Origin of the sequence: Dyella sp. (genome assembly GCF_036384435.1) — a bacterium.
In the GTDB taxonomy this organism is placed as follows: Bacteria; Pseudomonadota; Gammaproteobacteria; order Xanthomonadales; family Rhodanobacteraceae; genus GSA-30.
In genome coordinates this window covers 38,779-52,425 of the sequence record NZ_DASVMI010000189.1, presented here as the reverse complement: position 1 = coordinate 52,425, position 13,647 = coordinate 38,779, and the positions used below count along the sequence as shown (strand labels likewise).

Below are 13,647 nucleotides of genomic sequence, written 5' to 3'. Positions count from 1 at the left end.
GCGCGGCAGGTCAGGCCGCGCATCCTCGCGCACGAAGACGGTGCGCATGGCGACCTTGCCGGCGATCCGGATGGCATGCTCCTGCGCTGGTGGCATCCATACCGCACGGCCGGTTGGTACCACCCAGCTACCGTAGCCGCTATGCACCGTGACCACGCCGGTCAGGGTGTGGATCAGCTGCGCGCGTGGATGCCGATGCGGGGCGATGTACTGGCCATCAACGTGATCGGTCGCCAGGCCCGCTACGGGCCGGGGTGATTGTTCCCAATCCTGATACGCATAGAGCTTGTCCATTTCGCGACGAACAATGTCAGTTCCGAGAGAGAAGGACAAGGCGCGGTTATCTACATTCACGCTCCTGGTCAAAGGGCGCCGTGTCGTGAAACCTCGTCCATATCAGCCGGGTGCGATGGCCCTGGCGCTTTGTGCATCCATGCTCGCCGCGTGCGCGGGGGTTCCACCCGCATCGCCCGCACCGACGGTGACGGTGCCCGAGACGCTGGCGGACAGCCCACCGGCAAGGGGCGCGCTCGGTTTGTCGTGGTGGGCGCGCTATCGCGAGCCCGCGCTCGATGCCCTGGTCGATGAAGCCCTGGCTAACAACCGCGACCTGCGGGTTGCCTCGGCGCACCTGCTCCAGGCGCGCGCCATGCTTGGGGGCGCACAGGCCGAACGCCTGCCTGATACGGAGGTCGCCGGCGGGGTCGGGGCCGGCAGTACCTTGCAGGACCAGATCGATGCCGCGTCGCGTAGCAGCGATCGTGTTCGCTCCGGCTTGCGCTACGACTTGGACACCGAGGTTTCCTGGGAATGGGACCTGTTCGGGCGGCTGCGTTCCAACGTGCTCGCCGCCAAGGCTGACGTTCAGGCTTCCCTGGCGCTCGAAGACGGCGTGCGCATCGCGGTAGCCGCAGGGGTGACCGATGCCTGGCTCAGGGCATGTGGCGATGCCCAGCGCATGGATGTTGCGCGCCAATCCCTGGGCTTGCGGCAACGTCGCCGCGAACTGGTCCAGCGTGTGTGGCGAGCGGGTGCGGGTGAGCCAGTGGATGTACCGCGGGCCGAGGCGATGGTCGCGCAGGGCGAGGCGGTGCTGCCGACGCTCGAAGCAGCGCGCCATGATGCGCTCGTCGAGCTGGCCGTGCTCGCCGGACGCGGGCCGGACGACATTCCCCCGGCGGCAATCGCCTGCCGGCACTTGCCCGCGATGGACGCCACGGTACCTCTGGGTGACGGTCTGGCGTTGCTGCGCAGGCGTCCAGACATCCGGGTGGCCGAAAAGCAGCTGGAGGCAAGTACGGCGCGTATCGGCATCGCAGTAGCCAGCCTTTATCCCCGTGTGTCGCTGGGCGCGGGCTGGGCCGATTCGTCGCCGACCGCGTCAGGCCTGTCTGCGCGCAACAACGCGGTCTGGCGGATCGGCCCGCTGTTGAGCTGGAGTTTCCCCAACCGCAGTGCAGCGCGTGCCCGTATTGCACAGAGCCGGGCGGGGGAAGCCGCTGCGCTGGCGAACCTGGATGCCACGATGCTCAGGGCGTTCAAGGAGGTCAACCAGGCCAGCGAAGACTATGACGCCGTGCTGCGCCGGCAGGGCGCGCTCGAACGCGTGGCCGAACGTCGAGCGGCCGCGCGCCAGGTCGTGCAACGCCAGCGCGAGCAGGGTGCGGCGACCGTCTTGCAGGTACTGGATGCCGAGTCCGCCGAGATCGATGCGCGCGCCGACCTGGCGGCCATCCAGACCGAGGCGGCCAGGGCGCAGGTCTTCCTGTTCAAGGCACTGGGCGGCGGATGGGAGGACGCGCCTGACATCACGCTTCCTGACCGGCAACACGTCACATCGCCAGTCATCCCATCCCCCGTAACGAAGTGACTTCCATGACTCATGCACACGCCAATGCGTCCTCTCCCGGCATGCGCGCGCGCGTCCCTCGCCGTACGGTCGTGGCCTGCGGTAGCGCCGTCGCCGTCGTCGTCATCACCCTGTACGGCCTGCATTGGTGGACCGATGGCCGCTTCCAGGTCGATACCGACGATGCCTACGTCAGGGCAGACGTGGTGACCATCGCGCCCCGCGTGGCCGGCAATGTCAGCCAGGTGCCGGTGGCCGACAACCAGCACGTGCGGGCAGGCGATGTCCTGGTCCGGCTCGATGACAAGGACTATCGCCTCAAGACCGAACAGGCCGAAGGCATGCTGGCGGCCGCCCGGGCCCGCATCAATGCGCAATCAGCAGGTATCGCGCATCTCGATGCCCTGTCCACGCAACAACAAAGCCTGGTCGCACAGGCCGATGCCACCTTGCAGGCACGCATGGCGTCTGCCCACCAGGCGAGCCTGGAATGGATGCGCCAATGTGGCCTTCAGGCGCAGCATGTCACCAGCGAGCAGCGTTTCGAGGCTGCTCGCGCCGATCATCTTAAAGCCGATGCCGAACTGGCCCAGGCGCGCGCGGGGCTGTCTGCCGCGCGCGCGCAGTGGGCGGTCCTTGCAGCCCGTCGCGAGGCGGCGGTCGCCAGCCTGGACGAGGCCCGCGGTCGGTTCAGGCAGGCAAGCGCCGCGCTGGAGATGGCGCGTTACGACCTCGAACGTACCGTGGTGCGCGCGCCCATCGATGGGCAGGTCGGCCAGCGCAGTGTGCGCGTCGGGCAGTACGCTGATGTCGGCACGCCATTGATGGCGCTCGTTCCGGCGCAGACCTATGTCGTAGCCAACTACAAGGAAACGCAGACCAGCCGCATCCGTCCAAACCAGCCGGTCAGCATCGCCGTCGATGCGTTTGGCGGCAGCGTACTCAGGGGACGGGTGGACAGTTTCGCTCCAGGCTCGGGGGCGCAGTTCGCCCTGCTTCCGCCAGACAACGCGACCGGCAACTTCACCAAGATCGTTCAGCGCATGCCGCTGCGCATCCGCATTGAACCAGGCCAGGCGCGCGCGGCCGACCTGCAACCAGGCATGTCGGTGGAAACCGTGGTCGATACCCGGGGCACGACGCCATGAGCGATGTCGCGGCATCGGTCCCGGACACCGACCATGTCTCGTTGCGCGCCTGGGTGGCTGTGTTGGGCGGAGTCGTGGGCTGCTTCATGGCTGGCATGAATGTCCATGTCACGAATGCCTCGCTGCCCAACGTGCGCGGATCGCTCGGCGCCTCGTTCGAGGAAGGCTCCTGGATTACCACGGCCTATCTGGTGGCCGAGATCATCATCATTCCGATGACCGGCTGGCTGGTATCGGTGTTCACCATGCGACGTGTCCTGATGGTCGGTACGGGGGGCTTCGTCGTGTTCTCGGTCGTGTGTTCGCTGGCGCCGGACATCAACACCATGATCGTGGCGCGGGCATGGCAGGGGGCGTTCGGCGGTGTGCTTATTCCGCTTTCGTTCCAGATCATCCTCAGCGAACTGCCGCGCTCGCGGCATCCGTTTGGCATGGCGCTGTTTGCCGTGGCCAACAACGTCGCCCAGGCAGCGGGCCCATCGCTGGGCGGTTGGCTGACCGAGGTGCACGACTGGCGCTGGATCTTCTACCTGCAAGTACCTCCCGGCCTGTTGTTGCTCGGCGCGATCGGATGGGCGATGCCACGCGAAACGCCGAACCTGGAAAGGCTACGCGGCGGTGACTGGGGCGGCATCCTTGCGATGGCGCTCGGGCTGTCGGCACTGCAAGTGATGCTGGAAGAAGGCGGCCGCAAGGACTGGTTCGCATCGGCATTCATCGTGGGCGCGGCAGTCGTGGCGGCCTTGTGCCTGGCGACCTTCGTCATCATCGAGCTTCGTCGCCGCAACCCATTGATCAACCTGCGCCTGCTGGCCCGCTACAACTTCGGCATCGCCAGCGCCATGCAGTTCACCTTCGGCGCGGTGGTGTTCGGCGTGGTGTTCCTGGTGCCCAATTACTTTGCCGAGGGCCAGGGCTACAACGCCGAGCAGATTGGCCTGACGATGATTCCTTATGGCCTGGTTCAACTGGTCATGTCCTTCGCCACACCCCGGTTGATGGTTTGGACGAACGTGCGGGTGGTCATCATCCTGGGTTTCGTCATCATGGCTGCCGGCTGCCTGATGAACGTTCACCTCAACGGCGATGCCGCAGCCAACGTCATCGTGCCGTCGCTGGTGGTACGCGGAATCGGCCAGTCCTTCATCGTGGTGGCACTGGGGGTGATGGCGGTCGATGGCCTGGAAAAATCCGAATTGGGCTCGGCTTCGGGGCTGTTCTCCACCGTTCGCAATGTCGGCGGCGCCATCGGCATCGCGGTGGCCGGCCAGTTCGTGGTCGACCGGGAGACCTTCCATGCAAGCCGCATCGGAGAGGCGATCACACCCTACTCGCCGGCATTCCGTATTCAATGGCTGGCATGGGTGCACGACCTGGGCCACCGCTACGCGGACGCGCACGCCCTGCTCCAGGGCAAGGGCGCGGCCATCGTGCGCGAGCAGGCGATGGCCCTGTTGGACCGACAGGTGCATCACCAGGCGCTGTTGATGTCCTATAGCGACGCGTTCCTGGTTGCGGGCGATGCGATGCTCGCTTGTGCGTTGTTTGGCCTGTTCCTCAGAAAGCGGCGGATCTGAGCGGTCGATATAGCCTGCGTCGATGCTGGCACGGGCCGAAGGAGGCGTTTGCCTACCTTTCCCGTTCACCTTTCAACCGCCAGAATATCGCGACCTTTCCAGTGGCCTCGCGCATGAAACCCATCTCCCTGATCCAGTTCCTGATCGAAGAACGGCGCGCCGGGCGCATCAATGGCGAGCTGTCCCTGTTGATCGAGGTGGTGGCCCGTGCCTGCAAGCGCATCGCGGTGGCGACGAACAAGGGCGCGCTCGGCGGCGTGCTGGGCAATGCCGGCAGCGATAACGTACAGGGCGAGGCACAGAAGAAGCTCGACGTGATCTCCAACGAAATCCTGCTCGAAGCCAATGCCTGGGGTGGACACCTGGCGGCTTGTGCTTCGGAGGAGATGGAAGATCCGCAGCCGATCCCCGATATGTATCCGAAGGGCAATCACCTGTTGCTGTTCGATCCGCTGGACGGCTCGTCCAACATCGACGTGAACATTTCCGTCGGCACCATCTTCTCCGTGCTGCGTTGCCCCGATGGTGTCAGCGAACCGAAGATGGAGCACTTCCTGCAACCGGGCACCACTCAGTTGGCGGCCGGATACGTGGTGTATGGTCCGGCGACCGTGCTGGTGCTGACCTTTGGTCATGGCGCGCACGAGTTCACGCTGGACCGCGAAGTGGGCAGCTTCATCCTCAGCCGCCGCGACATCCGCATTCCGGAGGAAACCGGCGAATTCGCCATCAACATGTCCAACCAGCGCCATTGGGAAGCACCCATGCAGCGCTATATCGGCGAACTGCTGGCGGGCAAGGACGGCCCGCGCGGCAAGGATTTCAACATGCGCTGGGTCGCCTCCATGGTGGCCGACGTGCATCGCATCGTCACGCGCGGTGGTGTGTTCTTTTATCCGCTCGACGCCAAGATCAAGGCCAAGGGTGGCAAGTTGCGCCTGATGTACGAAGCCAATCCGATGGCCTTCATCATCGAACAGGCCGGCGGCGCAGCCACGACCGGTCGCGAACGCATCATGGATCTTCAACCCACCGGCCTGCACCAGCGTGTGCCGGTATTCCTGGGGTCGCGCAAGGAGGTCGAAGTGGCCACGCACTATCACCAGCTGGCCGACGGCGCCAACGCTTGAGTTCCACTCCGATGACCAGGGACGATTTCATCGAGGTCTACGACAACGCGATCGACGCGGCGCATTGCGCCGCGCTGATCGAGCGCTTCGAAACCAGCGATCAGGCCACTGACGGCCAGGTCGGTGGCGGCGTCTATCGCGAATTGAAGCATTCCAGCGATATCACCCTCAGTGGCAAGCCGGCGTGGCGCGATGCCGAGGTGGCACTCAACCTGGCTATGCTGGCCGGGCTGACGGCCTATGTGCGGCGGTATCCGTACACGCTGATCGCGCCCCTGATGTTGCAGATACCTGGCGATGATGGTGCCTTGCGTCGCCTGCGCGCGGAAGACATCGCCACGATGGCCGACGCGGAGCTCGGGGCTCTCGTGCGCCAGGTGTTCATGCCCGGCGATATCAATCTGCAACGTTATCGCGCCGGCGTCGGCGGTTATCCGTACTGGCACTGCGAACTGTTTCCACGCCATCCCGACGCCGGCACGTTGCACCGGCACCTGCTATGGACGATCTACCTCAATGACGGTTTTGCCCAGGGCGAGACCGAATTCCTATATCAGGCGCGCAAGGTGCCCCCGCGCACCGGCAGCCTGCTGATCGCCCCCGCCGCTTTTACTCACACCCATCGCGGCAACCGCCCCCACGGTGGCGACAAATACATCGCTACCAGCTGGGTGTTGTTCAAGCGCGCCGAGCAGTTGTACGGCTAATGGGGGCGAGCCCGAGAGCTTGCCGTGATCCCCAGGGCCGCGCGCAACGACCTCACTACTCACGTCTCTTATCTCGCTTCCGGCTTTTCGCCATTAACCGCCGGCAACCGCCGTATCCTCGCCATGCTTTTGCCATCGGTGCGCAGGCGCGTGGCCTTTACAATGCGCCCGCCCTAGACCTTCCCTCTTTGGATCATCCATGCGCTTCGCGGTCCGTGCACGTCGTGTCCTTTCCCTGCTTGCGGTTAGCTTCGTCGGTGGCTGCGGCCTGCTTGGGCATAAGGGGCCACCGTCGCCGCAACCGGCTGCCGTGGTGACGCCGGTGAAGTTGCGCATCGGTCTGGCGTTGGGCGGCGGCGCGGCGAAGGGCTTTGCGCATATCGGCGTGATCAAGATGCTCGAAGCCAGTGGTATCCACCCCGATGTGGTGGCGGGCACGAGTGCCGGCAGCGTCGTGGGGGCTTTGTACGCCAGCGGCATGGATCCGTTCCAGATGCAGGAACAGGCCTTCTCGCTGGACGAGACCAGGATTCGCGACGTTCGGCTGTTCAGTGGTGGCCTCGTGCAGGGCCAGAAGCTGCAGGACTACGTCAACCAACTGGTCGGCAATCGACCCATGGAGCAGTTGAAGCTGCCCTTTGCCGCCGTTTCCACGGAACTGGATACCGGTGCACGTGTGGTCTTCGTCCGAGGCAACACCGGGCAGGCTGTGCGCGCATCCAGCAGTATCCCGGGGGTGTTCGAACCGACGGTGATCAACGGAAAACGTTATGTCGATGGTGGTGTGACCAGCCCCGTTCCGGTCGATGCGGCTCGCCAGCTCGGTGCCGACATCGTCATCGCCGTGGATATTTCCAGTAAGGCTTCCGATAGCAAGCCCGACGGCATGCTGGGCACCATCGGGCAGTCGATCAATATCATGGGCGAGAAGCTTGGCGCGCAGGAGCTGGCGCGCGCCGATGTAGTGATTCGCCCCAAGGTCAACGGCATCGGCCCGGCGGCTTTCGAACAGAAAGACAAGGCCATTTTGGAAGGCGAGCGCGCGGCTTTGGCGGCGATTCCGGCCATACGCGCGCGCATCGCCGAGCGTGAGGCGGCGCAGCGCAACGCGGCGGCAGCCCCCGGCAAGCACTGACGCACAAGGTTTTTCCTATCCGGGGTGCCGCTATCGCGTTGCGCCGCCGCAACAGCATGATCTTGCGTGCTTGGATCGAGGTAAACCAAGCTGCTAGCGTGGCTCACCTTGAAACCCGCTCAGCGAGATACGCCCATGTCCCGAATCGTCCGCCTGCTGCCCGCGCTACTGGCTCTGAGCGTCGGCCAAGCCCTGGCCGCCACCCCTGACGTCCCCGCCGAGAGCGCCAGTTCCGATCCGCGCATCACGACGTTGCTGGCAGACCTGGGCAAGTCGCAGCGCATCGAGGCTGCCGAGATCTCTCCCGATGGACGCATGGTGGCCTGGCTGCGCCGTCATGACCGGCACGCTCAACTGGAACTGGCCTCTGTCAACGGCTCGGGTGTGCAGCAGATCGGCGCGGGAGCCGACTGCAATAGCAGCGCGATCGCCTGGTCACCGGATACACGCCAGCTCGCCTTCATCGCCGATTGCACCAGCAAACCGGCCAAAGGGCCGGCCGTGCATGACAAGGGCATTTACGTCGTCGACATAAGCAAGGCCAGCAGCGCGCCGCGTCGGCTGGCGGCATTGCACGGTTACGCGCATGCGCTGAACTGGTCGCCGGACGGCAAGAAGCTGGCCTTCCTGTATGTCGAAGGCTCCGAGCGTCGCGCCAGTGCCACGGCAGCCACCGACCCGCTGGTAGGCGAGATTGGCGTGGACAATATCGTCGAGCAGCGCATTGCTACCTTGCCGGCCGCCGGCGGTAGCATCGAGCAGGTCACGCCCGATACCTTGCATGTCTACGAATACGCCTGGTCGCCGGATGCCAAACGCCTGGCTTATACCGCCGCCCCGCCGCCTGGCGACAACAACTGGTGGATTTCCAAGCTCTACATACAAAACGCGTTGCCTGGCACCGCCAACACGGCACTGGTAGACCCGGCAACGGTCAAGGGTTCGTTGCACGGCTTGCAGATGGCGGTGCCGCGCTTTTCGCCCGACGGTCGCCAAGTGGCTTTCATCGGCGGCCTGATGAGCGACCAGGGCGCCACGGGGGGCGACATCTACAGTGTTTCGACCAGCGGGGGCGAGCCGGTTGACCTGACTCCGGGCACGCACGTCACGCCTGCCTGGTTCAGTTGGCTCGATGACCGACGCATGGTGGTCTCGCAGATTGGCAATGGTCAGAGTGAAGTCGTCGAATATGGCGTGAGTGCGCAGTCGGCCAAGCCGACCCGTACGTATTTCACCGTCCCGGCAACGATCGGCAGTGGAGACCTGGAAATGTCCTTGTCGCTCAGTCGCGACGGCAAGCAGGTTGCCTTCGTGCAGAGCGATTTTGCCCATGCGCCGGAAGTGCACGCCGGGGCGCTCGATGCGCAGGTACCCGCGGCGATCACCACGTTCAACGCATCCTTGCAGCCCTCCTGGGGCAAGGCCGAGTCAGTGGAGTGGGACCACGAAGGCTTGCATGTCCAAGGCTGGCTGCTGTACCCGGCGCAATATGATCCGTCCAAGTCATATCCGATGATCGTGGCTGTGCATGGCGGCCCGTCGAGCGCGGTCATCCCGCGCTGGCCCGGCGTAGGTTTTGGTGCCGCGCCACTTTCAGCCATGGGCTATTTCGTGTTCATGCCCAATCCGCGGGGGAGCTTTGGCCAGGGCCAGGCGTTTACCCAGGCCAACCGCAAGGATTTTGGCTATGGCGACCTGCGTGACATCCTCGCGGGCGTCGATGCGATCGAAAAGCGCCTGCCGGTCGATGATAAGCGCCTGGGCCTCACCGGCTGGAGTTATGGCGGCTTCATGACGATGTTCTCGGTGACCCAGACCCAGCGCTTCCGCGCCGCGGTGGCCGGCGCCGGCATTTCCAATTGGCAGAGCTATTACGGTCAGAACCTCATCGACCAATGGATGACGCCTTTCTTCGGCGCATCGGTGTATGACGATCCGCAGGTGTACGCCAAGAGTTCGGCGATCAATTACATCAAGCAGGTCAAGACACCCACCTTGGTGGTGGTCGGCGAACGCGATGCCGAATGCCCCGCGCCGCAATCGTTCGAATTCTGGCACGCACTGCGTGCGCAGAACGTACCGACGTCGCTAGTGGTGTATCCGGGTGAAGGCCATGGCTTCGTCAATCCGCAGAACCAGCGCGATGTGCTGCAACGCGCGTTGAACTGGTTCGGCAAGTATCTGCCGCCAACTAACTGATCTTCGATCGACGGGATGTCGCCAGGAGCGCTGGCGTCATCCCGCTGGCAAGCTTCACCGGCAATCGATGAAGCGCTGCCATCGCCACCCTTTCGCACATCGATGGCGTTATAGATTGCGAACGCATGCGTATGCGTTCCTTACAATCGATTACATATAGCCGTCCATCATTTGGACGTCCAAATTCACGCGCAGGTTCACCGTTTCGCATCGTTTCCCGCAAAGCAGGCCGCAGCGGGTGCGCAAAGCACTGGACGCCTTCCGCGGCGCGCGAGCATGATCCCGTGCCCTCCGGGTAAAGCCTTGGGCAAAAGGGTTTCCAACGCAACTAATCCAGGTCCCAATAAGAGGGCCGCGGTGTATTGCGTGTGGAATAACACCATCACTTGCATCGCAAGGAGCAACACGAAGCACATTGATCGACGCGGTATCACAGGGGCTCGCTGATTTTCCTTTTTGCATGTATTTGGAGAGAGAGTCATGAAGAATGAACTTGTGATCAGTGCCGCCATGCTCGCGGCGCTGGCGGTATTGCCGGGCTTTGCGCTTGCCGCAGGTACGGCGACGACGAATGCTGTACTGGCCGATGTGCATACCGCCGAGGCCCCGCGCGTGACCGCCACGGTCGATAGCCGCGCGGTGACGGCCTTGGCCAACACGCACCTGGCGCTGGTCGCCCGGACCCCGGCTACCGGCAACGTGGAAGATTCGCTGCCAATGAATCACATGCAGTTGGTGCTCAAGCGCAGCGCATTGCGGCAGAAAGCGCTGGACAAGCTGATCGCCGACCAGCACGAGCCCTCGTCGAAGAAATTCCACCAGTGGCTGACACCCGCGCAGTTCGGCCAGGCCTTCGGTGCCGATGACGCGGATATCGCAGCGGTCTCGTCCTGGCTCAAGTCGCAGGGATTCACCGTCAACGGCGTCTACCCCAACAAGATGCAGATAGACTTCAGCGGCACGGCCGGCATGGTCAGGCAGGCCTTCCATACGCAGGAAAGCCGGTACGCGCTGGGCAAGGAAACGCATATCGCCAACACGGGCGACATCAGCGTTCCGGTGGCCTTGCAGGATGTCGTCACAGGTGTCGCCGGACTCAACGATTTTCATCCGCAGCCGCAGCATATAGCGCCGCAGACCGCGCAGTTCGATGCGGCTTCCCACACGTTCGCGTTGCCGCAGCAGTCGGCCGCCAAGGCCAGCTTCACCAAGGCCTCGCTGGCCGGCCTGGGACCCGATGCCGTGCCATTCACCAATGGCACGCGCGGTTTCGCGCCGTATGACCTGGTGAAGATGTACGGCGTGGATAAATTGCAGAGTGCCGGTGTCACTGGCAAAGGCATCACGATTGCCGTTGTCGATGTCGAGTCGATGGTGCCGGCTGACTGGACCAATTTCGTCCAGCAATTCAATCTCGGTAGTTATGGCGGCACCTTCTCGCAAGTGCAGCCGCAGGCGACCGGCTTTACCAATTGCATCGATCCCAACATTGCCGCGCCCAATACGGATTTTCTCGAAACCGTACTCGATGCCGAATGGGCCACCGCGATGGCTCCGGGCGCGAACCTCGTCGTGGCGACCTGTGATGGCAGCAACAGCACTAATTTCTTTGGTGGTGTGGTCACGGCGGCGACCAACCTGATCAATGGCGACAGCCGTCCCAACATCATCAGCGCCAGCTACGGCTTCGGCGAGCAGAATGTCGACGCGGCCAGCAAAAGCGCCATCGACATGATGTGGGCCCAGGCCGATGCCGAGGGTATTTCGGTGTTTGTATCCAGCGGCGATTCGGGTGCCAATCCCAGCTTCAACAACGCAGTGATCAACGGGCAGGGCATCGATGCCAATTCGCTAGGTACGTCGCCCAACGTCACCACCGTAGGCGGCACGGATACGGCAGACGTGCTCGACGGCACCACCAAGAAGTATTTCGGCAGCACGCTCAATGCTGTCTATGGTTCGGCACTTTCCTATGTGCCGGAAATTCCGTGGAACCAGTCCTGCGGCAACGACGTGGCCGCCAAGTCGCTCGGCTTTGCCGACTCGGTGTCGTTCTGCAAGGAGGCGATCATCTTCGATCCGCTGAGCATCTACATTACTTCCGAAGGTGGTAGCGGAGGTCCCTCGTCGGTGGATGCCAAGCCAGCATGGCAACGCCTGGTGCGTGGCGCTGCCAAAGACCAGTCGCGCGACGTGCCGGATGTCTCCCTGTTTGCCGGTTCCTACGGTGCGCACTCGGCGGTGATCTTGTGTACCGCAGCCGATCCATGCCTGCCCAACTTCACGGGCCCGACAGTGCTCGAAGGAGGGACGTCGCTGTCCGCTCCTATGTTCGCCGGCATTCAGGCACTCGTCGACCAGGGGCTGTCCGCATCTGGTCTGCCTGCGAATCAGGGTAATGCGGCACCGACCCTCTACGCGCTCGCAGCGCAGGAATATGGCGGCCCTACCGGCACCGCACCGGCCACGCTCGATGGCTGCAGCGCAGACAACGGCACCAAGGGCACGGCCAAGTGCGTGTTCCACAACGTGGTGCGCGGCGGTATCTCCACTCAGTGTTATCAGCTCGACAGCGCGACCACGCCGTCGCCGGACTGTGCTTTCTATGCACACAACCCGCAGTTCCTCCTCGGAGCCGCGCAGTTGGGGCTGATGTCCACCGATCCGTCCAAGAAGTTCAGCAGCAAGACAGAGGCATTTGCCGCGCAGCCGGGCTGGAGTTTCGCCACCGGCCTGGGTTCGGTCGATGCCAATAACTTGTTGGGTGCATGGAAGAAGTTCGTGGGCGTGAAGTAAGGCCAGGGTTTCGCAGCAGGGCGGCCCCGGCGATGTCCGCCGGGGCCTTTTGCTTATCGGCGGCATTGCCGGGCGAAGGTCTGCCGCTTAGTCTTGTCAGACCATCACACCCATTCGTTGATCGATGCCCGCCTTGCACGACGCCGCGACTGCTGTCTCCATCGTGTGCAATGACGGCGTCCTGCTTGGTGGTCATTTGTGGCGCAGTGCCGGCGACCATCCGGCCGGCATGGTGGTGATCAATCCCGCCACGGGCGTGTTGGCGCGTTACTACCACTATTACGCGCGTTTTCTCGCGGCCGAGGGATTCGATGTCCTGACCTATGACTATCGTGGCATCGGCCTGTCACGTCCTGCGCGATTGCGTGGCTGTGGCTATCGATGGCGCGATTGGGGGCGGCTGGATTTCGACGCGGTGATTGGCTGGGCCAACGTGCATCGTCGCGCCGGTCTGTTGCAAGTGGTCGGCCATAGCGTGGGTGGCTTCCTGCCTGGACTGGCAGAGCATAGCCACCTGGTGCAACGCATGCTGACGATGGGCGCGCAATATGCCTATTGGCGCGACTACGCGGCCGATCGCCGGCTGCGGCTGTTCCTCAAGTGGCATGTGCTCATGCCGTTGGCCACCGCCACGTTCGGGTACTTTCCCGGTCGGCGCTTCGGTTGGCTGGAAGATCTGCCCGCTGGCGTGGCCAATGAATGGAGCTTCAAGCGGGCGCGTACCGAAGACAGCTATCCATCGGCGATCCGTGACACGGTGCTGGCAAGCTTTGCAGCGTGCCGCGCACCGATCCTGGCCGTGGCCATGAGCGACGACGAACTGGGCACGGTCGCTGCACTACGGCGTACGCTGCGTTACTACGTCAATGCGCCACGTACCGGTGTGCTGCTGACGCCGGGTGACCTGGGTTTCAATACCGTCGGGCACTTCGGGTTGTTCCACGCCCGTCATGCCGATGGGTTCTGGCGCGCCACCTTGCGTTGGTTGCGGGATGGCGAGAATCCCTGGTCGAATCATCCATTCGAGCCCACGGCGTCGTAACCCGGTTGTGCGCCGGGTGCTCGTGCGACAATGGCCAGTCCCGAAAACATCCCTGTGAAGCCGT

At 63.7% G+C, this 13,647-nt stretch carries 10 protein-coding genes; 9 read left to right on the top strand and 1 reads right to left on the bottom strand.

Features of this window, described 5'->3' with window-relative positions:
* A partial coding sequence (locus VF436_RS20445) for an AraC family ligand binding domain-containing protein (RefSeq protein WP_330905899.1) occupies positions 1 to 294 on the bottom strand: 294 nt, incomplete at its 3' end.
* An 85-nt stretch (positions 295 to 379) separates the two neighbouring features.
* On the opposite strand from VF436_RS20445, the gene VF436_RS20440 reads away from it, so the two are divergent.
* The 9 genes from VF436_RS20440 to VF436_RS20400 all read left to right on the top strand — a co-directional run bounded on the left by VF436_RS20440 (position 380) and on the right by VF436_RS20400 (position 13,583).
* Positions 380 to 1,870: a TolC family protein gene (locus VF436_RS20440; protein ID WP_330905898.1), complete on the top strand. Its 1,491-nt coding sequence runs from the start codon at positions 380 to 382 to the stop codon at positions 1,868 to 1,870.
* A 5-nt stretch (positions 1,871 to 1,875) separates the two neighbouring features.
* A complete protein-coding gene (locus VF436_RS20435; protein ID WP_330905897.1) occupies positions 1,876 to 2,997 on the top strand; it encodes an HlyD family secretion protein in 1,122 nt (373 codons plus the stop codon).
* Positions 2,994 to 4,574 (top strand): DHA2 family efflux MFS transporter permease subunit, encoded by a 1,581-nt coding sequence (locus VF436_RS20430; protein ID WP_330905896.1) that lies wholly within the window; start codon positions 2,994 to 2,996, stop codon positions 4,572 to 4,574. Before VF436_RS20435 ends, VF436_RS20430 begins: the two co-directional genes overlap by 4 nt.
* A gap of 113 nt (positions 4,575 to 4,687) precedes the next feature.
* Positions 4,688 to 5,704 (top strand): class 1 fructose-bisphosphatase, encoded by a 1,017-nt coding sequence (locus VF436_RS20425; RefSeq protein ID WP_330905895.1) that lies wholly within the window; start codon positions 4,688 to 4,690, stop codon positions 5,702 to 5,704.
* A gap of 11 nt (positions 5,705 to 5,715) precedes the next feature.
* On the top strand, positions 5,716 to 6,411 hold the full coding sequence (locus VF436_RS20420; RefSeq protein ID WP_330905901.1) for a 2OG-Fe(II) oxygenase: 696 nt from the start codon (positions 5,716 to 5,718) through the stop codon (positions 6,409 to 6,411).
* A gap of 199 nt (positions 6,412 to 6,610) precedes the next feature.
* A complete protein-coding gene (locus VF436_RS20415; protein ID WP_330905894.1) occupies positions 6,611 to 7,546 on the top strand; it encodes a patatin-like phospholipase family protein in 936 nt (311 codons plus the stop codon).
* Between the two features lie 135 nt (positions 7,547 to 7,681).
* Complete coding sequence (locus VF436_RS20410) at positions 7,682 to 9,745, top strand: S9 family peptidase (RefSeq protein ID WP_330905893.1); 2,064 nt, start codon at positions 7,682 to 7,684, stop codon at positions 9,743 to 9,745.
* Between the two features lie 480 nt (positions 9,746 to 10,225).
* Complete coding sequence (locus VF436_RS20405) at positions 10,226 to 12,541, top strand: S53 family peptidase (protein ID WP_330905892.1); 2,316 nt, start codon at positions 10,226 to 10,228, stop codon at positions 12,539 to 12,541.
* A 124-nt stretch (positions 12,542 to 12,665) separates the two neighbouring features.
* The gene (locus tag VF436_RS20400; protein ID WP_330905891.1) at positions 12,666 to 13,583 is read left to right on the top strand and encodes a serine aminopeptidase domain-containing protein; all 918 of its coding nucleotides are present in this window, start codon (positions 12,666 to 12,668) and stop codon (positions 13,581 to 13,583) included.
* Positions 13,584 to 13,647 lie beyond the last annotated feature (64 nt).